The sequence below is a fragment of the Micromonospora sp. NPDC002411 genome, assembly GCF_053592955.1.
Genome location: NZ_JBSFBM010000005.1, coordinates 35,495 through 56,592, shown reverse-complemented (window position 1 = coordinate 56,592; position 21,098 = coordinate 35,495). Strand labels below are relative to the sequence as shown.

Sequence of the window (21,098 nt, the reverse complement as noted above, 5' to 3'; positions counted from 1 at the left end):
GGAGCCTGTGCGTGCGGCTTCTTCGTCGGTCAGCGCGTGAGAATCAGCTGGCCGAGTTCCTGCGTGCATCGGGTGAGGGCGACGTAGAGACCGTTCCAGCCGCGCGGCTCGGCGGCGATCCGGTGGGGGTCGACGACCAGCGTCGCGTCCCATTCCAGTCCCTTGGACTGGGTGGCGGTGAGCACTGGCACGTCACCCAGCACGGCCACGAGTTCGGTGATCCGGTCGGCGGGGGCGATGACGCCGACCGTGCCGCCGGACCACCGTTGCCGCAGCTGTCGCACAGCCTGGGCGGCGGTGCCGGCAAGCTCGGCGGGTGTGATCGTCAGTTCCCAGGGGGTGATGCCGGAGGAGCGTACCGCCCGTGGCGGCGCGTTGCGGCTGCCCGCCTTCTTCAGGACGGGTGCGGTGAGGTCCATGACCTCACGCGGGGTCCGGTAGCAGATGGTCAGTTCCGCGGCGGTCCAGCGGTCCCCGAAGGCAGCCCGCACCGCTTCTGCCCAACTGGTGTGCCGGTGCGCTGCCTCCGCCTGGTCGATGTCGCCGACCGCCGTGATGGAGCGACTGGGACACCGCCGCAGCACCATGTGCCACTGCATCTCGGACAGCTCCTGCGCCTCGTCGATGACGACGTGGCCGTACACCCACCCGCGCTGCCGGCGGGCGCGGTCGGCGACGAACTCACCCTGTGGGTGCGGGGCGTCGACCTCGCCGAGTAGGTCGGCAAGGGCGTCGAGCAGGGGAATGTCGCTCGATGCCCACTGTGGAGGCTCGGCCGACACGGCGGTGATCTGCTCGGGGGACAGTTGCGGTGCGAACCGGGTCAGCAGGGTGCGGTCGGTCAGGAAACCACCCAACAGGGCTTCGGCGTCGAGGGTGGGCCACCATGCCTCGACGAACCGGGCGATGGTGGCGTTCTCGGCGATCCGATCACGGAGGTGTTCGACCTCTTCCTCGGACAGTAATCCGTCGATGTCACTGCCGGCGGGCTTCCGACTCGAATGGTGGTCCTGCTGCATGTCCCTGTCGACGCGGGCGAGGATGTCCTCGAAGCCCTCTTCCATCTCGTCCATCAGCGCCTCGCGATGCTCGACGACGGCTTCGGCGAGCAGGTGGTGCAACTGCTCGGCGAACGCGGCGCGGGCGCGGTGGTACGAGCGTCCCTCCACCGCCGAGGCGAGCGCCTGCGTCACCGATTCGGCTGCGATGACGTAGGACTCACCCTCCCAGCGCAACGTCAGCTCGCGGGGCCGGGGGAGCAGCGACGTGACGTAGTTTTCCAGCGCGAGCTGCCAGAGAGCGCGCCCCTTGATCTCGGCGACGAGCCTGCTCTCGTCGCGGCCCACGCGGATCTCGGGTAGCAGGGTGTCGCAGGTCGCCGAGACGACGGCGGTCTCACCGAGAGCGGGCAGCACCTGGGCGATGTACTGGAGGAACCGCGGCGAAGGGCCGAGGACCAGGACCGCCTGGTCGGCCATCCGCTGGTGGGCGAACAGCAGGTAGGCGACGCGGTGCAGGGCAACAACTGTCTTACCGGTGCCGGGACCCCCTTGGACGATCAGCGGACCGGTCGCCTCAGCCCGGATGATGTCGTCCTGTTCGCGTTGCAGCGTGGAGATCGCCGTCGACATGTGGCCGGTACGCCGCTGGTCGAGGGCGGCAAGGAGCGCGCCTTCACCCACGAGTTCCCCGGTGACCGTCCCGTCCAGTGGCTCGTCGTCCACCCCGACGACGACCGAATCCCTCGTTCGTATGTGACGGCGCCGTGCCTGACCCTGTGGGTCGACAGCCGTCGCGGTGTAGAACGGGCGAGCCGCGGGAGCGCGCCAATCGAGTAGCAGCGGCTCACTGTCCTCGCCGTCGGTGCGGAGACCGACCCGACCCACGTGTCGCACTGTGCCGTCAAGATCGTCGAGCCGGCCGAAGACCAGCCCCTCCTGTGCTCGCCGTAGCTCCTCGTACTGCCGGCGGAGCATGCGCTGCCGGGCCTGCTCCAACGCGTCCAGGGCATCCGACGAAAGCTCGGCCTGAAGGTGGTCGACCACCCTGTCGCGCTGGGCTGTGGCCAGGTCGAGAAATGCCTGCTCCTCGGCGACCGCGGATCGGCGCGCGACGCCATCTGCGGTAGAGGTCGACGGTTCGCCGTCCGGTGTTACTCCGCTGACCCCAGCAGGGCCGTTGTTCAGGGCAGACTCCCGGCGCATTCGCAAGTCCTTGTATTCGTGTCATCCCGGCCCGGATGGGCCGCAGCGCATTCGGCGGCAAGCATAGAAGTGGTTTCCCTCGCCGGCCAGGAACTCCGCCGACAGAGATGGGAATCTCAATTTCTTGCAGTTCCGGGTCGATTGTGGCCGCAATCAATAGTGATTCCCTTATTGACAGGACGGTCCTTATCTGATCTGCGAGCGAGGGGCCGGAGGGGCGGCATCGGCGTTCTCGGGACGTCGTCTGCCGAGTCGTTCCATTAGTGTCTGCGGTATGACGTCGGCCCCTGCCACCAGTGCCTTCGACTCGCTGCGTCACGACGCGGTGCGCGACCACGAGACGCTGCGTCGGGCCTACGAACTCCCGAGCGACGCGGCAGTACGCAAGCAGATGACCGAGCTCACCGAGCAGACCCGGCAGCTGATCGCCTGCTCGTCGCTGGTCCTGGTCGCCAGCGTGGACGCCGAGGGCAACTGTGACGTCTCCCCGCGCGGTGGCCCCGCCGGGTTCGTCGCCGTCCTGGACGCGCGGACGGTGGCGATACCGGACGCGACGGGCAACAAGCGTCTGGACAGCCTGCAGAACATCGTGACGACGGGGCGAGCCGGGCTGCTGTTCGTCATCCCGGGGCGCACCACGACGCTCAGGGTGAACGGTCGGGCCTGTGTCTCCACCCGCCCCGACCTGCTGTCGCAACTCACCGCCGTGGGCAAGCCGCCAGCCAGTGCGTTGGTGGTGGGCATCGAAGAGGTCTACCCGCACTGCCCCAAGGCGTTGCTGCGCAGCGGGGCCTGGAAGCCGGAGCAGTGGCTGCCGGCGGACGCCCAGCCGACCTCGGCCGAGGTGACGCTGGCCCAGCTGCGTATGCCGGAACTGACGATCGCCGACATCGAACAGGCGGAGGCCGACTCGCTCAGGTACCGCTACGAGTGAGAGCCCTCCCGACAACCAGCGAACATGGGGGCATCCGTGGACCAGTCGTATGACGCCGTCGCCGCGTGGCGGGCCGCCGGCGAGGCGCGGGACGCCGCTGCTGCGGTCGCCGCCCTCAGCCCTGACGTCACTGTGGTCTCGCCGATCACCGAGCAGTTCACCTTTCGAGGCCACCGGCAGGTACGCACACTGCTCGACGTGGCCCTGGCCGCGATCGACGACATCACCTACACCGACCAGGTCGCCGAAGGCCGTACGGTGGCCCTCTTCTACGAGGCGCGGGTCGGCGCGACGCGTCTCTACGAAGCCCAGCGGCTGCGCCTGGGCGCCGACGGCCTGATCAGCGACATCACCCTCTACGTCCGGCCCCTACCGGCGCTGACTCTGTTGATGACCCGCCTCGGCCCCGACCTGGCCCGGCGCAACGGACAGCCGGGCCTGGCCCGGCTCATCCCGCTCGCCAGTGGCGCGATGCACTCGATGGCCGTCACCGGTGAACAGAAGATCATGCCGAGAGTGGCACCCCGATAGCAGCTTCGTCAGCAACGGCCGCCGTCGAACTCGCCCTCATCCGGTCGACGTCGACCCGGAGCCACCCTCTGGTGCCGCCGCTCCGCCGAGAGCACGGTGCTTCAGCGTCAGCCGCTCGCCGGCCCGCTCCTCCTCCCGCATCCCGAGTCGGCCGGCGAGCCGAGTCGCCTCGCCCAGCGTCTGGGCAGCCTCGTGCACTCGGCCCTGGTCCAGTTGGACGTCGGCGAGACGGATCAGGAGAGTGGCCAGGTTGGACGCACTGCCGTGTTCCCGGGTGAAGTCCACCGCCCGCTGGAGCAACGCCGAGGCCGACGCGAGGTTGTCGCGGCGATGCTCGACCACGCCGAGGTTGCCGAGAACGCGTACCGCCCACTCGGGGTCATACGTCGGCGTCTCGCCGTCGGCCAACGCCCGGGTGACCGCCTCGGGATCGAACACTCGACTGGTTTCGCGGAAGGCGCGCTCGGCGGCGTCCCAGTCGCCCAGGTCGCGTGCCAGCTTCCCCGCCTCGAAGGTCAGGTGGGCCACCAGGCCGGACGCCGCAGGCGTGGTGAGGTCGGGCACCAACGCCTGCGCCTGGTCGAGGTGCGCCGCGGCCTCCTTGTGGCGTCCCTCCCGACGGCATGTCTGCGCGCAGCAGACCTGATGGCGCAACCGTTCCTCGGGCGTCGTGGGCAGGTGCGAGACCCGGTCGAGGGCAAGCCACGCCTGGTCGAACTCGCCGCGCTGCGCGTAGATCCAGTTCTGGTACCAGCCGGTGTGCAGGACGAGATCGTCGGCAGCCGTGGAGGACGCGTAGCTCTCGACTTCCGCGCAGGTCGCGAGCAGGTCGTCCCACCGGCCCACGGCGTCGAGGTCGGCCAGCACCGCACCGGCGAGCGCCAGCGCGTGGTGGACCTGCCCGCTGTCACGCGCCCACCCGTACGCGACGTGCAGGTGCGGGCCGAGGGAGCGCAGCCGAGTGAGATCACGCCAGCTCGGATCGGGGAGCCGGTACTGGGCGGCGACCTCCAGCATGGTGGTCAGCCAGGCGGTACGTACGCGGTCGCGGAGGTCGGGTTGTTCGTCCAGGAGGCGCTCGACGTAGGTCCGTGTCAGCGGCAGGAGCGTGAACATGCCGGCCCGCAGATCGATCAGTGACAGCTGGATGAGCGTCTGGATGCCGTCGTCCCGGGCGACGACGTCCTCGCCGAGGCCCGCCGCGCGGCCGAGGAGAGTGCGGTCCACGGGATCCTCGAACATGGCGATCGCCGCGAGCACCCACAACGCCTCCGTGCCCTCCAGCGCCCGGACGCTCTCCCGGAAGCAGAACGCGGCGATGTCGCTGTGACCGGAGCCGAGGCGTCGGAGCACGGACTCGACCGAGTGCCCGAGGTTCATCAGGCTCAGGCTCCAGACGATGGCGAGCGGAATACCGCCCGTCTTGCGAGTGAGAGCGGACGCCTCCGCCTGGCTCAGCACCAGGTCACGCTGGTCGGCCTGGGCGGCGATCAACTGCGCCGCCTCATCCACCGGCAGCCCGGACAGGCGTAGGGAGTAGGCGACGTCGAGGCGGTGCCGGGACGTGACGATCGCCTTGGTGGGTTGGGGCAGGTCGCGCAGGAAGGCGGCGATCTCGTCATCGTCGACGGTCTCCAGGTTGTCCAGGACGAGTAGGACCCTGGTGTCACCGGAGAGCAGCTCCCCGATGACAGCCCGCTGTTCGCGGAACGGCATCTGGATCAGCTCGCCGCGTCCGAGCACCGAGCCCATCACGGTGAACAGGTCCCGGAGCACCGCCAGCTCGGGCTGCCGCGTGTTGATGCCGTGTGCCGTCAGCAGAGTCTGTTTCGCCGAGACCCAGATCGCCGCGTCGAACTGCCGTTGCCCCGGGTCGCCGTCGATCAGCTGGTATGCCGCCTCCAGGGCCAGTGACGTCTTGCCCACGCCCCCGATGCCGTCGATCACGACCACCCACGTCCGGTCCTCGGGACGCATCCGCTTGAGCACCAGCTCAAGCTCCGTGGCACGCCCGACGAGGCGGTGGTACGTCCGGTGTGGCAGGTTGTGCCGCGACGATCGGTCGCTCTGTGACGGGGAGGTCGGCCGAGCCGTCGCCCGCAACACCTCGAGCTGCTGTTGCTGGTACATCAGGGCGAAGGACGGTTGGAGCTCCGGCAGGTGCTGCAGCTCGTCGCGTAGGCAGCGGACCAGTTCCTGCAACGCCCGGTCGACCCTCTCCTCGTCCACCGCCGGGGCGAACCGTCGGAGCACCTGCGCGAAGTCCTGGCTCGCCTGGTCCTCCGACCGGGCCGGGTATAACACGAGCTGCCGCAGAGCCTCACCGACGCTGGGCAGGTCCAGAACGGGCGCGTCGTCCAGGAGGAACAGGGTCAGTTCCCGGTCGACCGAGAGGTGCCGGTCGCGGAACCGGTCCACCGCGCGCTCGGTGGCCGCTCGCAGCCGCCGATCGAAGTCACGCTTGCGGAGGTGGGCGCCGACCGCCGTCTCCACGGCCCGCACGAGGACATCTGCCAGCATGCCTAGCACCGTAGGGCTTCGCCGCCACCTCGTGATCGGACCATCGGTCGAGATGAGACGGTGTCGTCACCGAGCTCTCGGCAGCACCATCGTCCGACGACCGGGGTGAGTCACTGCGTGCAGCATCGCCTGCTGGGCGTCCGCCAGTTCGAAGGCTCGGCCGACCAGGCCCTGGGTCGGCACGGCCCCGGACGCCACCAGCGCCGCGGCTGCGGCGAAGTCCTCCCGGGTGTGGCTCACGGAACCGGTCAACGAGATCTCTCCGCTGCGCAGGCGCGGCAGGTTGAGGTCGAGCGGAACCGACGGGGCCACGGACTCGAACAGGACCACCTGACCGCCGAGTCCGACGACCTCCAGCGCCGCCTCGATCGACGCGATGCCGCCACGGGTGACGACGGCCGCAGCCACCTCCGATCCGACCGCGTCGCGAATGCTCCGCGCCGGGTCCCGCCCGTCCGGCTCGACGACCACATCCGCTTCGACCGGCGCACGTCCGTCCGCGTCGCGGGCTGTGGCGACGCCGACCGTGCGCAGGCCGCGGGCGCGGGCGGCGGCAAGGTGAAGAGCCCCGGTGAACCCGAGGCCGAACACGGCGAGCAGATCTCCCGGTCGACATCCGCTTCGATCGAGCGAGTGGACGACACAGGCCGTCGGCTCGACCAACGCGGCGTCCTGGCACGTCGCCGCCGGTCCGACGGGAAAGACGTCGACATGCGGGACCACGAGCAGGTCGGACATACCCCTGGGCCCCTGGGGCTGCCGCCGCGGCGCCGCGGCCTTCGCGTACGAGCACAGGTTGCTCCGGCCGGCCCGGCAGAACGGGCAGTCACCGCAACGCGGAAGCAGTGAGACGGCGACCACCTCGCCCGATTGCAGGCCCGTCGAGGGAGGCGCGTCGAGGACTACCGCTCCCACCTCGTGCCCGCCGAGGAGCGGGTACTCGGGTCGAACGCCGCGGAACACCCGCTGCTCCCACGTGCAGATCCCACACGCGCCGACCGAGACCAGCACCTCCTGAGCAGCCCGCCGGGGCTCGGGCACGTCGTGGACCTCGACGCGGCGCGGCGCCACGAAGACCGCCTGCTTCACCGACCACCGGGGCCGGTCGAGGACAGCGCTGTCAGCGGGAGCAGACGCCGACCCGGCCCGCCCTCCGTCGCCGGCTCCGCGTCGGCGTACGGGGTGGGACGAGCGGCGTCGCGCAACATCGTCGCGGGAAAGTGGCCGCCGTCGTAGAGCACCTGGCAGAGGGGGTACGGAGCACGCAGGTCGCGGTAGCGGGCGATGGCGCTGGCCCGGCACAACCCGCGACACGACTCTGCGACGGCGCAGTTGCCGCAGACCCCGTGCAGGTCGTCGACCTGCCAGGCCCGGGTGCTGGTGAAGAGCGGACTCTCCTGCCAGATGTCGGCCAGCGAGCGATCCCGAACGTTGCCGGCCTTGGCCTGGTCGAACTCGTACATGCCCTGGCAGATGGCCACCTCGCCGTTGGCGAGTACGGCGAGGAAGGACTTGCTCCAACCACAGGTGGTCGTCGCGCCGTCCGGTTGGAAGGCAGGCGGAAGGGTGGTCATCAGCACCGGCGTGCGCGATCGGTGCGGATCCCAGGCGTAGTCCCAGAGGCGCTGCGGCGGCAGGCGGGCCAGGAGGTCGAACAGCTCGTCGGCGTCGATGACGTCCTTGGCGAGGCCGTGGCCACGCCCCAGCTCGTGCACGCTGAGGATCAGCTTCAGTTGGGACGCGCCCAGGTCGCCGGCCAGGTCGAGGATGTCGTGGACCTCGTGCAGGTTGCCCCGCCGGACGACAGTGTGAATGGAGAAGTAGAGGTCGTTGTCGCGCAGCCGGCGAAGGTTGTCGACAGTACGTGTGAATGCGCCGCGCTGCCCACGGAAGGAATCATGGGTGGCCGCCGACGCGCCGTCCAGGCTGACGTAGAGGTGTAGCCGGTCACCGATCCGGGTGAGCTCGCCCAGCGTCGCCTCACTCAGGACGGTGCCGTTCGTCTCCAACGAGATGCGGAACCCCTGGTCGTACGCGCAGCGCATCAGGTCGACGAAGCCCGGACGCAGCAGGGGTTCACCGCCGGTGAACTTGACGTGCCGAGCGCCCAGGCGGCGCGCCTGCGTGAGAACCGACCGGATCTCGTCGTCGTCGAGCTCGCCGGGCTGTGCCTTCCCGGCGTCGACCCAGCAGTGTTGGCATGCCTGGTTACAGGCCAGCGTGAGGGAGATGGTGAGGTTCTCGAGAGAGTGGGAGCCGGGCTCGCGGTCGGTCATGCATGGCCCCTCGCTGTCGGCGGATGGAAGCCCCAGCGGATGGTCCCACGCCCACTCGCGGGTGTGAAGTGTCGTGATTCCGGTTGCGGCGCCGACATCATTCCTCGTTGCGGGTGCCCAACCAGTCGAGCGCGGCCGTTACCAGTGCGGGCAGTTCCGGTGGGGTGTCGAGGTGTTCGACCTCCGCCTCCGAGAACCAGCGGCAGGCGCTGACCTCGCTCAGTTGTGGATGTAGGGTGCCCTCGTCAGGTCGGCAGACGTAGATCATCTCGACGTGGTGGTGGACCTCGAGCGCGGCGGTCTTCATGTCTATCTCGAGAATGGCGAACGGGGAGGGAATCGTCCGGGCCGCAGGATGGACGAACGGCTGCCGGTCGACGACACGGACGCGGATGCCGGTCTCCTCGCGGACCTCACGCACCGCCGCCTCCACCGGATCCTCCTGCTCGGCCAGATGGCCTCCTGGATAGATCCACATCCGAATCTTGTTGTGATGGACCAGCAACACCCGACGGTCGTCGTCGACCACGATCGCGGCAGCCGTGAAGTGGCGGGCGGGTCTCATCAGCATCTCCGATACGGCGGCGTCCGGTGGCGTCAGACAGCTGATGCTGCCACGCCAGGACCCCGATGACCCCGTGGCGACACGACAGATCCATCGTCAGCACATTGTGACTCCGCTCGACGCGGTTAGGCTTGTCGATCGCCGAGAGGCGGCTGCCCACGGCGGGATCAGGTGGCGACGGGGAGAGCGGGTCATGACCTATCACGAGACGCAGGACAGTCGCCTCGTCGTCATCACCGGCGGACCGGGGTCCGGCAAGACCGCCCTGGTGGACGCGCTGCACCTGGAGGGATTCCGGGCGGTACCCGAAGCGGGCCGCGCCATCGTCACCGATCAACGTGCGATCGGCGGCCGCCTGCTTCCCTGGAACGATCCCGCCCTCTTCGACGAACTGGTCCTCGCGATGGGGATGCGCGCCCACGAGGACGCCTGCGCTATCGGCGGGACCGCCTTCTTCGACCATGCGATTCCCTGCACCGTCGGATTCATCAGAGCCCGCGCCGAGCCGGTGCCGGCTCACTTCCACGCCGCCGTCGCCCGCTTCCGGTATCACCCGACGGTCTTCGTGGCACCGCCATGGCGCGCGATCTACCGGCGTGACGAGGCACGGTGGGAGAGCTTCGAGCAGGCGCAGGACATCCACGCGGCCATCGTCGAGGCGTACCGTGAGGTCGGCTACCGGTGCGTGGAGCTGCCCCGCGCCGACGTCGCGACGCGGGTGCGAGTGGTCCTGGACCGGCTCGGCGGTGACGACGAGCGTCAGCGGGGTGACGGCCTGACCCGCGGCGAACCGTCCCGGCCTCACCCTCCGTCGGGGTCGCGACGCGATCGACCGAACGCAGTCACCAACGAGAACACGACGAAGGCGGGGCAGGACGACAGGCGATCGGCGACCTCCGGGTAGCGCTCGCGCATCCGCTCCGACGGTCGCGGTTCATGGATCCGCTCGATGAGGAAACCCCCCTCGCGGAACTCGTCACACATCACGTCCAGCGGCTGACGCCAGTAGGCCACCTCCCACCCCTTGTTCCACTGCTCCCGCACCCTCTCCACTGTGAAGTAGCTCCCGCCCAGACGGCGCCAGTCGTCCATGGGGTGATGGGTGGAGACGACGAGCCGCCCACCGGGCCGGAGCAGCCGGGCGACCTCCCGCAGGGCACCGACCCGATCGTCGACGTGGGGCAGCACCAACGGCATCACTGCCACGTCGAACTCCCCGTCGGTGGCCCACGCCATCGGGGTGTTGAGATCGTGTCGACGGAACTCGACCGGCCCGCGAACCCGCTCACCCGCCAACCGCACCATCGCCGCGCTGGCATCCACACCGACGACCCGGCGAGCACCCTGCGCCACCAGGCTCTCGGCATACAGCCCCGGTCCGCAGCCCAGGTCGAGGACCGCGAGGTCACGCACGGAGCCCAGGACGGACAGCACAGCGGGCCGGTCGTAGTAGGCGTTGTAGGCGCCATCACTGGCGTGTTCGAGGAACTCCTCGGCGAAGGCGTCGTACATGCCGACGTCCGACTGCGGATTCTTGCTCACCGGGTCATGCCTACCAGCACCGGTGCCGCTTGTCGCTCGCAATTCGGTGCCGTCCGTTCATACCGCTCGACTCGTACGTCTGCTGGCCGAGGGGCTCCGCTCCTGCTACACACGGCGGGTGGGGATGGACATCATCGAGCAGCACGAGCGGGACGCCGACGAGTACCTGGTGGCCCATGGCCTTCGCGTCGACGCTGGCCGCGTTCCGATCGTTCGGGACATCCTGATACGCGAGACCCGGCACGAGGCAGACTTCTACGCGGGGACGGGCACGGTTCCCGGCAACACGCAGCTGATGCGGATCTGCGCTGTCCAACTCTGGCACGCCGGCGCCGTCGAGGACGCGCTGCTGGTGAGCCGCGCACGCGGCACCAGTATGGATGCGACAGGTGCCATCGACGTCGAGTTGATGCTGGGAGCAGGCGTGGCCAGGACCCGGGAGTACGTCGGAGCTCTGCACACCGATGAAGCCCGCGAGATCCTCGACGAGATCGCCTGGGTGCAGGAATCCTACGACGCTGGGCGCTACGCGGCTCTCCTCGACGAGTACTACCGCGTTGCGTGAGAGGGTGGTTCGGTAGCCCTCGTCCATTCTGGTGTTGACACCGAAGGGCTCCGAGCCAAGCTCAAAACGCCAGCAGACTTCAGGGCGGGAGGCATCCGTGAAACTGGACGACGGGATCGTCGTGCTCTCGGGCCCTCCGTGCTCGGGCAAGACCACGGCAGGGGCGGTTCTGGCTGCCGAGCGGTCCTTCCCGGGTCACCGTCGGGTCCACCTGGCGGTCGACACCCTCTTCGACCTCCTGTTCCCTGGATCCGATCGAAACCGTGACGATCGCCTGCGCGCCTACCACGGCGCACATCTCCTCGCCCGCATGCTTGTGGATCGTGGGGAGACTGTGGTCCTTGAGTGCACCTACGCTCGGCGTGAGCAGCGAGCAAGTCTCCTGAAAGCGTTGGCCGGCTCCACTGCATCGCTCTGGGTCGTCGAGTTCTTCGTGACGCCCGAAGAGGCCGTGAGCCGATTCCGGGAGCGTCGCCAAGCCACGGATCTCGACGAAGCGCTCGTCCGCGAGCGGGCCGATGCGTTCCCGTACTTCGACGAGGCCCTCCGCCTGGAGTCATCCGCTGGGACCCCCGAGGAACACGCCCAGCGCATCACCACGTGGCTGCAACAGGGTCCTCGGCCAGTGGACCAGGAGGCGTGGACTCGGGCTGGAAGAGGCTGGAACTGAGGCCGCACTTCCATCGGCCGGATCCACACGTCGAGAGACCGGTTGTGCGGCCCGCGGTGCACTCGCAGCCGTACCTACCTCTGTCATCAGACCTGTACGCCGCCACATCGGACACTGGTTCCCGAGCCACCGTCTGAAGGCTCGGGCGTTCAGCCGGCGGAGTCCCAGGCGTCCTCGAAAGTGGTTCTCGCGATGACGAACCGGCGCCAGTCCTCACCGAGATCATCCAGGCTCGCCTGTCCGAGGCCACCGAACTGGTCTTCCTCACGTCCGGGTCCGTAGCGGAGAACCGGGCCGCTGTCGTACACCACGATCTGCCGAACCGGCCAACCGTCGTCGTCCACCTCGAGAAACCAGACCGACTGGCCCCAGGCGTCGAACTCGTCGCCGCGCGTCTCGTCCCAGCGACGACGGTAGAAGCGGGCCATGACCGCAAGGGTAGATCCGGTCTGCGGGCGGCCGTTCTCCCTGCCCACCTGGCGCAGATCGGATGGACCCACGATACGGTTCGAGCGTGATCGCTGGCCGTGCAAAGAGCCCGTTGATCTTCGTGGATGTCGACGGACCGTTGATCCCGTTCCGGGCCCGGCGGGTCAGCCGGCAGCGTCCGTCGCGCGGTGCGGATGTGCGGCAACTGGACCGTACCGGCAACCCGCTGCTCGATCGGCTTGAGCCAGATGACGGGCGGATGCTGTTGGCGCTGGGCTGCCAGTTGGTTTGGGCGACGACATGGATGGCGGAAGCCAACGAGGTCATCTCGCCACGGCTCGGGCTCCCCGATCTACCGGTCGTCGAATGGCCGGACGACGACGGGGATCCGGAGCACGGCCTGCACTGGAAGACCGCATTCCTTACCCGGTGGGCAGCCGGCCGCCCGTTCGTCTGGCTTGACGACGAGATAGGCGATGCTGACCGCCGATGGGTCGCGGCACACCACCCGGTGAGGGCGCTGCTGCAACGCGTCGACCCGTACGTGGGTCTGGCCGAAGCGGATTTCTCGGCGGTCCGTCGATGGATCGGGCAGATCGGCGCCACTGATCGGTGACCAGCGCGCCCGCTCGGCAGGCCTGCGACCCATGGCGATGATCCTCCGGGCCGTGGCCCCAGGCCGCCATCCACGGGCGTTTCCGGCTGCGGATGGCTGCCCGTGCTACCGGCGGCGGTGGGCGTCGGCCTCGGCGTCGAGCAGGTCGTTGAGGGTCAGCGCCGAATTGATCAACGACAGGTGGCTGAACGCCTGGGGGTAGTTGCCGATCTGCTCACCTGTCGACGCGATCTCCTCGGCGTACAGACCCAGGTGGTTGCTGAAGGTGAACATCTTCTCGAACGTGAGTCGGGCGTCGTCGAGGCGACCGGAACGGGCCAGCGCCTCGACGTACCAGAAGGTGCACATGTTGAAGGTGCCCTCGTGACCGGGGAGGCCGTCGGGGGAGTGGACCGGGTCGTACCGGTGGACCAGGCTGTCGGAGACGAGTTCGCGCTCGATCGCGGCCAACGTGGACTGCCACAGTGGGTCGCTCGGCGTGACGAAACCGACCGCCGGCATGGCGAGCAACGCCGCGTCCAGCACGCTCTCGTCGTAGGCCTGCACGAAGGTGCCGCGACCCCGGTCGTACCCGCGCTCCATCACCTGGTTGTAGATGCGGTTGCGTTGGTCGGTCCAGCTGGTGATGTCTCCGGGCCGGCCGGTCCGGGTAGCCAGGCGGACGGCCCGGTCCAGCGCGACCCAGGACATCACCCGGCCGAAGGTGTAGTTGCGGGGGTGGTGGCGGCTCTCCCAGATGCCGGCGTCGGCCTGGTCCCAGTGGCGGCAGAGCCAGTCGACCAGCCGGACGGTGCTCTTCCACACCTGGTGTGAGACGCGGATGCCCTGCTCGTCGGCGAGGTGCATGGCGTAGAGCGCCTCGCCGTGGATGTCGAGTTGGAGTTGGTCGGCGGCGCCGTTGCCGATGCGCACCGGTCGGGAGCCGCGGTAGCCCTCCAGGTGATCGAGGGTCTCCTCGTGCAGGTCGGAGGAGCCGTCCACCCGGTACATGATCTTCAGGGGGTCCTGGAGGTCGCCGGCCTCGCGGATCCGCTCGTCCAGCCAGTCCATGTACCGGCTGACCTCCTCGGTGAAGCCGAGGCCGAGCAGCGCGTGCACCGAGAACGACGTGTCGCGGACCCAGGTGTAGCGGTAGTCCCAGTTGCGGGTTCCGCCCACGAGTTCGGGCAGCGCGGCGGTGGGTGCGGCGATCATCGCCCCGGTCGGGGCGTACGTCATGAGTTTCAGCGTGATGGCGGAGCGCTCGACCATCTCCCGCCAACGGCCGGTGTAGCGCGAGCGTTCGAGCCAGCGCCGCCAGTAGTCCCGGGTCCACTCGAACATCCCCTGGACCTCTTCGGGCGAGAAGATCCGCGGGTCGGCGTCGCCCGTCTCCAGGACCACTCCGCCGGTGTCGCCCTGGTTCAGGGTGCCGTACGCGACCAGGTCGCCGTTCTCGAGGCGGACGTCGCCGCGCTCGGCGATCAGGTGCCGGACCGGGTCGACCGGGTTGAACGTCAGGCTCGCCGATCTGCTGCGGAAGATGTAGCCGTGGCGGTGGGTCTCCAACTGGTGCTCTTCGCGGGCGTAGTCGAACCGGGGCCGGCACTCGACCTTGAAGCGCATGCTGCCGCGGACCATGGTGACGAGGCGGACCAGGCGGTGCGTGTCGGTGGCCCGCTCGCCGGTGACCGGCATGAAGTCCATCACCTCGGCCACGCCGTCCGCGCTGATGAACCGGGTGATCAGGATGGGTGTGCCAGGAAGGTAGAGCTGTTTGGTCACGTACCGCACGTCGCATGGCGCGATCCGGAAGTACCCGCCCTTGTCCTTGTCGAGCAGCGCGGCGAAGATGCTCGGCGAGTCGAAGCGGGGCGCGCAGAACCAGTCGACCGTCCCGTCGCAGGTCACCAACGCGGCGGTCTGCAGGTCGCCGATGAGCCCGTGATCTTCGATCGCCGGATAGCTGTCCACGTCTCTCCCCGGTTCGGCGGCCTCCTGCGCATCGAACCTAGGGGAGAAATTGTCGGGTTAGGTGTGTTTCGCGTTCCGCCACCCGGTTGCGTACACGATGGGTCCCGACGTGGTGGTGTCACAGCCAGTCGTGTTCCCGGGCGTAACGCGCCGCCTCGTGGCGGGTCCGGGTCTGGGTCTTCTGCATCGCGTTGGAGAGGTAGTTGCGCACGGTGCCCTGCGCGAGGTGCAGCCGGGCGGCGATGTCGGCTACCGAGTAGCCCTCGCCGGTCACCCGCAGCACGTCGATCTCCCGTTCGGTGAGCGGGCAGTCGTCGATGACGGCCAGCGCGGACACCTCCGGGTCGATCCAGCGTCTGCCGGCGTGCAGGGTGGCGATGACCGAGGTGATGTGCGACGGCTCGGCGGACTTGCTGACGAAGCCTTGCACACCGAGCTTCAGAGCCTGGCGCAGCACGCCGGGCCGGGCATGCCGGGTCAGCATGAGGACGACCTGCTCGGGACGCTCACGACGGATCTGCGCGACCGCGCCGAGCCCGTCCACGCCCGGCATTTCCAGGTCGATCACCAGCACGTCGGGCTGGTGTCGCAGCGTCGCCTCGACCGCCGTCGCACCGTCGGACGCCTCGGCGAGGACGGTGATGTCGCCCTCCATCGGCAGCAGCGTGGCCAGCGCAGTCCGGAGCAGCGCCTCGTCGTCGGCGAGCACGATCGTCGTCATCGCCCGCCCTCCGGTGCGCCCGCTGACGTGCGGGCACGGGCGGGCGGGAACACCGCAGCCGTCCGGAACCGCCCCTGCTGCTGTTCCACGGTCAACTCACCCCCGTCACCCGCCACCCGCTGCCGCAGGGCGGACAGTCCTCTGAGTTCGCCCGGGCCGTCACCGGTCGCTCCGTCGTTGACAATGGTGATGCCCGACTCGGAGAGCGTGATCTGCACCTGAGTGGCCTGCGCGTGCCGCAGGATGTTCGTCGTCGTCTCCCGCAACACCTGACCCAAGAGTTCGCTGGCGCCGACGTTCACCTCGGCCTCCCGCGTCACCCGCACCCGGATGCCCGCCGCCTCGAACAGGTTCTTCGCGTTCTCAAGCTCCGTGGAGAGGTTGAGCCGCCGCTGGGCGTACGCCAGGTCCTTGGTCTGGGTGATGGTGTCGCTGACCAGGGCGTACGTCTCCCGGAGCTCCTTCTCCGCCCGCCCGGCGTCAGCGAGCAGCAGCTTCCGCGCCAGCGCGATCTTCAGTTTGACGACGTGCAGGGTGTGACCCTGGATGTCGTGCAGGTCGCTGGCGAACCGGACACGTTCCCGGACGACAGCCAGCTCCGCCTCGCGTTCCCGGGTCTGTTCGAGCTCCCGGATGAGGTCGTAGAACCGTTCGCCGACGACCGTCAGGACGGTCACCAGGACGGTGATGACGGTCGGCACGAGGACGTAGGTGAACAGGACGGCGCCCGCGTCGTCGCGTTCCACCAGGAGCCGTGTCGCGCCGACGGCAGCCACGTAGAACAGGAGCGCGACAGATGCCCGTACCTTCCGCCGCACCTCGCGCAGGGCCAGGGAGCCCACGGCGCAGAACCCCCAGTACGCGTTGGGGCTGCCGGTCACCAGCACCCCCAGTGGCCACACCGCTGCCGCCACGGTCAGACACGGAAGGGCGACCCGGGCGAGGTCGTTCGCGGTCCACCGCTCGAAGGCCACCAACGCCGCGCCGACACCGGGGGCGAGGACGATGAAATGCCACCAGGTGTGCGCGTCGCTGAACAGGAGGACCGCCGCGGCGATCAGGACCGGCGGCAGCGACGTCACCAGGGTGAGCCGGCGCAGCCGTCCCTGCGTCGACTCGGTGAAACGCTCCGATCGTGCGGTCACCACCTCAGTATCCGGCAAGCATCGGCGACGACCAGTGACACCGCGTCACAAGCGGTGGTGACGCAGCGCCACTGACGGCCGGCGCGGATCCGCGCTGTCATGGGTACATGTCCACCACACCAGTCATCGAAGTCGACCGGCTGAACCTCACCTACGGTGATTTCCACGCCGTCAAGGACCTCTCCTTCGAAGTGCGGCCCGGCGAGCTCTACGCGCTGCTCGGCACGAACGGGGCGGGCAAGACCTCGACGCTGGAGACCATCGAGGGCCACCGGGCCCCGACCTCCGGCACCGTACGAATCTTCGGGCGCAGCCCGCAGGATCGGCGGGCGGTTCGTCCCCGGATGGGTGTCATGCTCCAGGAGAGCGGATTCTCCCCGGACCTCACCGTCCGGGAGTCGGTGCACCTCATCGGCCGGCTCACCCGCCGTACCGACGACGTCGACCGGGTGCTCGACCTCGTCGATCTCACCGATCGGGCCGGCCGGAAGGTCGCACAGCTCTCCGGCGGGGAGAAGCGGCGGCTGGACTTCGCCACCGCCGTCTACGGGACCCCGAAGCTGATCTTCCTGGACGAGCCGACCACCGGCCTGGACATCCAGTCCCGCGATGCCCTGTGGGCAACTGTGGACCGGCTCCGCGAGAACGGCACCACAGTCGTGCTCACCACCCACTACCTGGAGGAGGCGCAGCAGCGCGCCGACCGCATCGGGCTCATGCACGGAGGCACCCTCCACCGGGAGGGCACCGTCTCCGAGCTGACCCGCACCCTGCCGGCCGTCATCCGCTTCGAGCTGGCAGCGCCGGTGTCCACGCTGCCGTCGCAGGCCGTCGTCGGCCACGACGGAAAGGTCGTGATCGAGACCTTCGAGTTGCAGAACGACCTGCACGCCCTGCTCCGCTGGGCGCAGGACCACGACGTCGAACTGCGGGACCTCCAGGCCGGGGCGACTCGGCTCGACGACGTCTTCCGCGCCATCAGCGGCACGCCCGCTGCCAACTCCTGACCCGTTAAGGACCAGAATCATGCTTCCCATCGCATTCGGCGAGCTGATCCAGATCTTCCGCAACCGGCTGGTGCTGGTCACCGGCCTCATCATCCCCGTGGCGGTGAGCGCGCTCTTCGTCCGCCAGCACGAGACCTTCGCCGCCATCGGCAGCCTCGGCTACATCGCAGCCATCGTGATGTTCACAGTGGCCGCCTTCGGGCTCTACACCACTGCTGTCACCACCTTGGCGTCCCGGCGACAGAACCTGTTCCTCAAGCGGCTGCGCTCCACCGCCGAAGGCGACACCGGCATCCTCGCCGGGTTGCTGCTGCCCGCCACCGCCATCGCCCTGGTACAGGTGACCGCGATCCTGACCGTGCTGGCCGCGATCACCGGCGAGCCGGGCAACGTCGTCCTGCTGGCGGTGGCGGTCCTCGCGACCCTGGCCATGATGATCGGTCTCGCCCTGGCGACCGCCGGGCTGACCAACTCACCGGAGCACGCCCAGGTCACCACCCTGCCCGTCAGCCTGGGCGTGATCGGTGTCGCCACCTGGGTCGGCACCACCGGCACCGCCGACCTCACAGTGCTCAAGCGGCTGCTGCCGGGGGGCGCGGCCACCGAGCTGACAGTGAACGCCTGGAACGGCGGCGTAGCCCTGAGCGAATCTCTCGTCCTGCTGGCGCCGACCCTGTCCTGGATCGTCGTCGCCGTCCTGCTCGCCAACCGGCTCTTCCGCTGGGAGCCCCGCCGCTAGCCACGCCGCGAGAATCCCAGCGCCGACGACCACAACCGTGAAAGGTAGGACCGATGGCCACGCGACAAGACATGGGGTACGGGGCGGAGGCGAGCCTCGCCGAGGACCTGCTGCTGCTCCTGTTCCAGCCGAACGCCGGCTTCCGGGGCAGCGGGGTGATCGCCGGGGAGAACACGCTCTTCTACGTACTCGCCGGGGCGGTGCTCGCCGACCTGGCGCTCGGGGAACAGGTGCGCACCTCGGGCCGGGGCTCGTCGACGCGGGTCGAGGCCGTCGCGGACCGCCCGCCGTCGGACGAGATCCTGCGCTCCGCGTGGGACTACGTCGCGCAGAAGCCCCGCGGTGTGCAGACCGTCCTCGCGGCGGTCGGGCCGACGCTGCGCGGCCCGGTGCTCGACCGCCTCGTCGACAGTGGCGACATCCGTCGTACACGCCGCCGGACCCTCGGCCTGTTCACCACGACGGCGTTGGAGGACGGGGGGACCGGCCGTCGGTCCGTGCTCCTCGGAGATGTACGCGATGTGCTCGTCGAGGGCGTCGAACCGCGACCCCGGGTGGCTGCCCTCGGGGCGCTGCTGTCGGCGAGCGGAACACTGCCCCAGTTCGACCGCGACATCCCCTGGACCTCCCCGGTGATCAACCGCGCGAAGGAACTCGAGCAGGGCGACTGGGGAGCCGGTGCCGCTGCCGACGCGGTCGCCCGTACCGTCACCGCGACCATCATCAACAGCGTCGTCGTGGCGACGGCCGTCATTCCGCGGCCCTGACCCCGTGGCCCTGACGGGGCTGCCCAGGCGGGTGAAAGGACGCGGCTGCTGGCGGTAACAGCCCCGGCAGAACGTCGGGAATGGTATCAATTCTCGGAGGACGAACGAAGCTGGCAGGATCGGCGGCCGTATGTCAACGAAGGCGGCAGCGCTGCTTCGTAAGCCAGGGCAACCTGAGCGGCCGAACCTCCTGGAGCTCTTCTTCGACCTGGTGTTCGTCTTCGCCCTGAACCGGGTCTCCCACCGGCTGGTGGAGGATCTCACCGAGCGGCGAGGGGTCCTCGTTGAAGCCGGCGAGACGGTGCTGTTGCTGCTGGCCTTCCTCGTCCTCTGGTTCGTCACGGCGTGGGTCACCGACATCTACGACCTGCAGACGCCGCAGCTCCAGGGGATGGTCTACACGGCCATGCTCGGCGCCATGATCATGGCGGTCGCGGTGCCCCGGGCGTTCGGCGACGGGAGCCTGGCGTTCGCCGGCGCGTACGTCGCGGTCCACATCATCCGTGGTCTCGTCATCGTGCCGGCGCTGCGCGGTCACGCGGCGCAGCGCCGCGCCGCCGGGGTGCTCCTCTGGTTCTCGCTGTCCGCCCTTCCGTGGATCGCCGGCGCGATTCTGCCCGACCCGGCTCGCGGGCTGCTGTGGGCGCTCGCGATCGCCATCGACGGCACGGCACTGCTGCTCTTCTACCCCGCGCCGTGGACCCTGCGCACTCCACAGCAGTGGCCCGTCTCCGCCGAGTACATATCCGAGCGGTACCGGCAGTTCTTCATCATCGCCCTCGGCGAGCTCATCCTGACGACCGGATCGGCCTACAGCGACACCTCGCCTCAGCAGGGTGGTGCCGCCGCGGCCTTCGCCGTCTCGTTCGTCACCACCGTGCTGCTGTTCCGGGTCTATCTCTTCAAGGCGGGCCAACTGTTACCCGAAGCGCTCGCCGCCGCTCGCGAACCACCCCGTCTCATCCGTGAGGCGTTCCTCGCACACGTCCTCATGGTCACGGGCATCGTCGCGGTCGCCGTCGGCTACGAAATCGTGATCAGGCACCCCTTCGGGCGCACCGAGGCAGCCTGGACCGTTGCCATCCTCGGCGGGCCGATCCTGTTCCTGATCGGGCGTGCCCTGGCGGAACACGCGGTGTTCGCCCGGGTCTCCCGTTCCCGGCTGATCGGCGCACTCGTGCTCGCCGGGATCGCGCCCGCCGTGACCCTCGTGCCGCCGCTGGCCGTGGCCGTCGTCGCCGTTCTCGTTCTGGCCGCTATCGCCGTCTCCGACATGATGCGCGCCAGCGGCAAACCACCCGAGCGGCCGACCGTACCCCACTGAACGGGCTGGCAAGCAGGTGGTCAGCCCAACGTGAAGGTCACGTCGTCGACGTCGAAGGTCGTGACGCCGTTGCCGGCCGTCTCGCTGGCCAGGAAGCTGACCGTCGCGGTGCGCTCGGTGCTCGCCCTGCCGCTCGACATGCTGTACTGCCGCCACTGCGCCCCGCCGTCGAACGCCAGCGAGAACCTCGTCTTCGGGGGTATCCCGGTGACGGCCAGTCCGACGTTCAGGTAGTCGCCGCGGGTGGTCTCCGTGGTGGTGGTGCGTACCCAGAAGCGGACGGTCAGGTCGCAGTCGGCGGGCACGGTGACTGTGGTGCGCAGCAGGTCGCTACGCGTCACGTCCAGCCCGGCGAAGGTGGCGTACGCGCGGCCGGTGTGCGCGGGTCGGGCCGCGTCGCCGAACACGACGATGCGGGGGCCGGCGGTCCAGTCGGTGGTGCCGCGTTCGAACCCGGGGTTGGCGTGGATCTGCCCGGCGCAGGGTGCGTCGGCCGTCGGCCGACCGTGCGACGCGCTGCCCGTGGCCAGGAGTAGCAGGGCCGTCGCCGAGACGATGGTGACCAGAGCCTTCATGAGTCCTCCCCGTGT

Annotated in this window: 21 protein-coding genes; 10 read left to right on the top strand and 11 right to left on the bottom strand. The window is 69.2% G+C overall.

The features are described 5' to 3' along the window. Positions 1-29 precede the first annotated feature (29 nt). The gene (locus ACWCO3_RS01675; protein WP_358053475.1) at positions 30-2,204 is read right to left on the bottom strand and encodes a HelD family protein; all 2,175 of its coding nucleotides are present in this window, start codon (positions 2,202-2,204) and stop codon (positions 30-32) included. A gap of 274 nt (positions 2,205-2,478) precedes the next feature. On the opposite strand from ACWCO3_RS01675, the gene ACWCO3_RS01670 reads away from it, so the two are divergent. Further along, positions 2,479-3,138 (top strand): MSMEG_1061 family FMN-dependent PPOX-type flavoprotein, encoded by a 660-nt coding sequence (locus tag ACWCO3_RS01670; RefSeq protein WP_145783267.1) that lies wholly within the window; start codon positions 2,479-2,481, stop codon positions 3,136-3,138. A 36-nt stretch (positions 3,139-3,174) separates the two neighbouring features. Further along, positions 3,175-3,669: a nuclear transport factor 2 family protein gene (locus ACWCO3_RS01665; protein ID WP_167524863.1), complete on the top strand. Its 495-nt coding sequence runs from the start codon at positions 3,175-3,177 to the stop codon at positions 3,667-3,669. Positions 3,670-3,705: 36 nt separating this feature from the next. Here ACWCO3_RS01665 and ACWCO3_RS01660 read toward each other — a convergent pair whose 3' ends face one another. The 4 genes from ACWCO3_RS01660 to ACWCO3_RS01645 all read right to left on the bottom strand — a co-directional run bounded on the left by ACWCO3_RS01660 (position 3,706) and on the right by ACWCO3_RS01645 (position 9,030). After that, positions 3,706-6,189, bottom strand: coding sequence for a tetratricopeptide repeat protein (locus ACWCO3_RS01660; RefSeq protein ID WP_450007937.1), 2,484 nt, complete (start codon positions 6,187-6,189; stop codon positions 3,706-3,708). A gap of 66 nt (positions 6,190-6,255) precedes the next feature. Continuing rightward, positions 6,256-7,278, bottom strand: a complete 1,023-nt coding sequence (locus ACWCO3_RS01655) for a zinc-dependent alcohol dehydrogenase (RefSeq protein WP_167524862.1) — start codon at positions 7,276-7,278, stop codon at positions 6,256-6,258. After that, the gene (locus ACWCO3_RS01650) at positions 7,275-8,465 is read right to left on the bottom strand and encodes a radical SAM/SPASM domain-containing protein (protein WP_357936963.1); all 1,191 of its coding nucleotides are present in this window, start codon (positions 8,463-8,465) and stop codon (positions 7,275-7,277) included. The genes ACWCO3_RS01655 and ACWCO3_RS01650 overlap by 4 nt, the downstream gene beginning before the upstream one ends. A 97-nt stretch (positions 8,466-8,562) precedes the next feature. Further along, the gene (locus ACWCO3_RS01645; protein ID WP_450007934.1) at positions 8,563-9,030 is read right to left on the bottom strand and encodes an NUDIX hydrolase; all 468 of its coding nucleotides are present in this window, start codon (positions 9,028-9,030) and stop codon (positions 8,563-8,565) included. On the opposite strand from ACWCO3_RS01645, the gene ACWCO3_RS01640 reads away from it, so the two are divergent. Continuing rightward, the gene (locus ACWCO3_RS01640) at positions 9,008-9,934 is read left to right on the top strand and encodes an AAA family ATPase (protein ID WP_357936965.1); all 927 of its coding nucleotides are present in this window, start codon (positions 9,008-9,010) and stop codon (positions 9,932-9,934) included. The genes ACWCO3_RS01645 and ACWCO3_RS01640 overlap by 23 nt on opposite strands. On the opposite strand, the gene ACWCO3_RS01635 is transcribed toward ACWCO3_RS01640, so the two are convergent. After that, positions 9,832-10,572, bottom strand: a complete 741-nt coding sequence (locus ACWCO3_RS01635) for a class I SAM-dependent methyltransferase (RefSeq protein WP_357936966.1) — start codon at positions 10,570-10,572, stop codon at positions 9,832-9,834. The genes ACWCO3_RS01640 and ACWCO3_RS01635 overlap by 103 nt on opposite strands. A 124-nt stretch (positions 10,573-10,696) precedes the next feature. On the opposite strand from ACWCO3_RS01635, the gene ACWCO3_RS01630 reads away from it, so the two are divergent. Both ACWCO3_RS01630 and ACWCO3_RS01625 read left to right on the top strand, forming a co-directional pair. Then, positions 10,697-11,137 (top strand): hypothetical protein, encoded by a 441-nt coding sequence (locus tag ACWCO3_RS01630; RefSeq protein WP_357936967.1) that lies wholly within the window; start codon positions 10,697-10,699, stop codon positions 11,135-11,137. Positions 11,138-11,234: 97 nt separating this feature from the next. After that, positions 11,235-11,807: an AAA family ATPase gene (locus ACWCO3_RS01625; RefSeq protein ID WP_145783254.1), complete on the top strand. Its 573-nt coding sequence runs from the start codon at positions 11,235-11,237 to the stop codon at positions 11,805-11,807. A gap of 149 nt (positions 11,808-11,956) precedes the next feature. Here the strand turns inward: ACWCO3_RS01625 and ACWCO3_RS01620 are convergent, their stop codons facing one another. Continuing rightward, positions 11,957-12,235, bottom strand: a complete 279-nt coding sequence (locus ACWCO3_RS01620; RefSeq protein ID WP_145783252.1) for a hypothetical protein — start codon at positions 12,233-12,235, stop codon at positions 11,957-11,959. Between the two features lie 62 nt (positions 12,236-12,297). Here ACWCO3_RS01620 and ACWCO3_RS01615 point away from each other — a divergent pair, with 62 nt between their 5' ends. Then, the gene (locus ACWCO3_RS01615; protein WP_145783248.1) at positions 12,298-12,852 is read left to right on the top strand and encodes an HAD domain-containing protein; all 555 of its coding nucleotides are present in this window, start codon (positions 12,298-12,300) and stop codon (positions 12,850-12,852) included. Between the two features lie 105 nt (positions 12,853-12,957). On the opposite strand, the gene ACWCO3_RS01610 is transcribed toward ACWCO3_RS01615, so the two are convergent. The 3 genes from ACWCO3_RS01610 to ACWCO3_RS01600 all read right to left on the bottom strand — a co-directional run bounded on the left by ACWCO3_RS01610 (position 12,958) and on the right by ACWCO3_RS01600 (position 16,671). Next, the gene (locus ACWCO3_RS01610) at positions 12,958-14,805 is read right to left on the bottom strand and encodes a glycoside hydrolase family 15 protein (RefSeq protein ID WP_358053487.1); all 1,848 of its coding nucleotides are present in this window, start codon (positions 14,803-14,805) and stop codon (positions 12,958-12,960) included. Positions 14,806-14,923: 118 nt separating this feature from the next. After that, positions 14,924-15,526, bottom strand: a complete 603-nt coding sequence (locus ACWCO3_RS01605) for a response regulator transcription factor (protein WP_145783244.1) — start codon at positions 15,524-15,526, stop codon at positions 14,924-14,926. Next, positions 15,523-16,671 carry a sensor histidine kinase gene (locus ACWCO3_RS01600; RefSeq protein ID WP_357936969.1) on the bottom strand — a complete coding sequence of 383 codons (1,149 nt, stop codon included), beginning with the start codon at positions 16,669-16,671 and terminating at the stop codon, positions 15,523-15,525. Before ACWCO3_RS01600 ends, ACWCO3_RS01605 begins: the two co-directional genes overlap by 4 nt. 107 nt (positions 16,672-16,778) lie before the next feature. On the opposite strand from ACWCO3_RS01600, the gene ACWCO3_RS01595 reads away from it, so the two are divergent. The 4 genes from ACWCO3_RS01595 to ACWCO3_RS01580 all read left to right on the top strand — a co-directional run bounded on the left by ACWCO3_RS01595 (position 16,779) and on the right by ACWCO3_RS01580 (position 20,508). Continuing rightward, positions 16,779-17,678, top strand: a complete 900-nt coding sequence (locus tag ACWCO3_RS01595) for an ABC transporter ATP-binding protein (protein WP_145783241.1) — start codon at positions 16,779-16,781, stop codon at positions 17,676-17,678. 19 nt (positions 17,679-17,697) lie between these two features. Further along, complete coding sequence (locus ACWCO3_RS01590) at positions 17,698-18,417, top strand: ABC transporter permease (RefSeq protein WP_358053492.1); 720 nt, start codon at positions 17,698-17,700, stop codon at positions 18,415-18,417. A 53-nt stretch (positions 18,418-18,470) separates the two neighbouring features. Continuing rightward, the gene (locus tag ACWCO3_RS01585) at positions 18,471-19,184 is read left to right on the top strand and encodes a GOLPH3/VPS74 family protein (protein ID WP_357936970.1); all 714 of its coding nucleotides are present in this window, start codon (positions 18,471-18,473) and stop codon (positions 19,182-19,184) included. Between the two features lie 130 nt (positions 19,185-19,314). After that, on the top strand, positions 19,315-20,508 hold the full coding sequence (locus ACWCO3_RS01580) for a low temperature requirement protein A (RefSeq protein WP_145783237.1): 1,194 nt from the start codon (positions 19,315-19,317) through the stop codon (positions 20,506-20,508). 20 nt (positions 20,509-20,528) lie between these two features. Here the strand turns inward: ACWCO3_RS01580 and ACWCO3_RS01575 are convergent, their stop codons facing one another. After that, a complete protein-coding gene (locus ACWCO3_RS01575) occupies positions 20,529-21,083 on the bottom strand; it encodes a hypothetical protein (protein ID WP_145783235.1) in 555 nt (184 codons plus the stop codon). Positions 21,084-21,098 lie beyond the last annotated feature (15 nt).

Bases quoted from the DNA above. Each gene is read 5' to 3' on its own strand.
- ACWCO3_RS01630 (WP_357936967.1), top strand. From the start codon at position 10,697: ATGGACATCATCGAGCAGCACGAGCGGGACGCCGACGAGTACCTGGTG.
- ACWCO3_RS01645 (WP_450007934.1), bottom strand. From the start codon at position 9,030: ATGAGACCCGCCCGCCACTTCACGGCTGCCGCGATCGTGGTCGACGAC.
- ACWCO3_RS01670 (WP_145783267.1), top strand. From the start codon at position 2,479: ATGACGTCGGCCCCTGCCACCAGTGCCTTCGACTCGCTGCGTCACGAC.
- ACWCO3_RS01580 (WP_145783237.1), top strand. From the start codon at position 19,315: ATGTCAACGAAGGCGGCAGCGCTGCTTCGTAAGCCAGGGCAACCTGAG.
- ACWCO3_RS01675 (WP_358053475.1), bottom strand. From the start codon at position 2,204: ATGCGCCGGGAGTCTGCCCTGAACAACGGCCCTGCTGGGGTCAGCGGA.
- ACWCO3_RS01650 (WP_357936963.1), bottom strand. From the start codon at position 8,465: ATGACCGACCGCGAGCCCGGCTCCCACTCTCTCGAGAACCTCACCATC.
- ACWCO3_RS01575 (WP_145783235.1), bottom strand. From the start codon at position 21,083: ATGAAGGCTCTGGTCACCATCGTCTCGGCGACGGCCCTGCTACTCCTG.
- ACWCO3_RS01660 (WP_450007937.1), bottom strand. From the start codon at position 6,189: ATGCTGGCAGATGTCCTCGTGCGGGCCGTGGAGACGGCGGTCGGCGCC.
- ACWCO3_RS01615 (WP_145783248.1), top strand. From the start codon at position 12,298: ATGGACCCACGATACGGTTCGAGCGTGATCGCTGGCCGTGCAAAGAGC.
- ACWCO3_RS01620 (WP_145783252.1), bottom strand. From the start codon at position 12,235: ATGGCCCGCTTCTACCGTCGTCGCTGGGACGAGACGCGCGGCGACGAG.
- ACWCO3_RS01585 (WP_357936970.1), top strand. From the start codon at position 18,471: ATGGCCACGCGACAAGACATGGGGTACGGGGCGGAGGCGAGCCTCGCC.
- ACWCO3_RS01605 (WP_145783244.1), bottom strand. From the start codon at position 15,526: ATGACGACGATCGTGCTCGCCGACGACGAGGCGCTGCTCCGGACTGCG.
- ACWCO3_RS01590 (WP_358053492.1), top strand. From the start codon at position 17,698: ATGCTTCCCATCGCATTCGGCGAGCTGATCCAGATCTTCCGCAACCGG.
- ACWCO3_RS01595 (WP_145783241.1), top strand. From the start codon at position 16,779: ATGTCCACCACACCAGTCATCGAAGTCGACCGGCTGAACCTCACCTAC.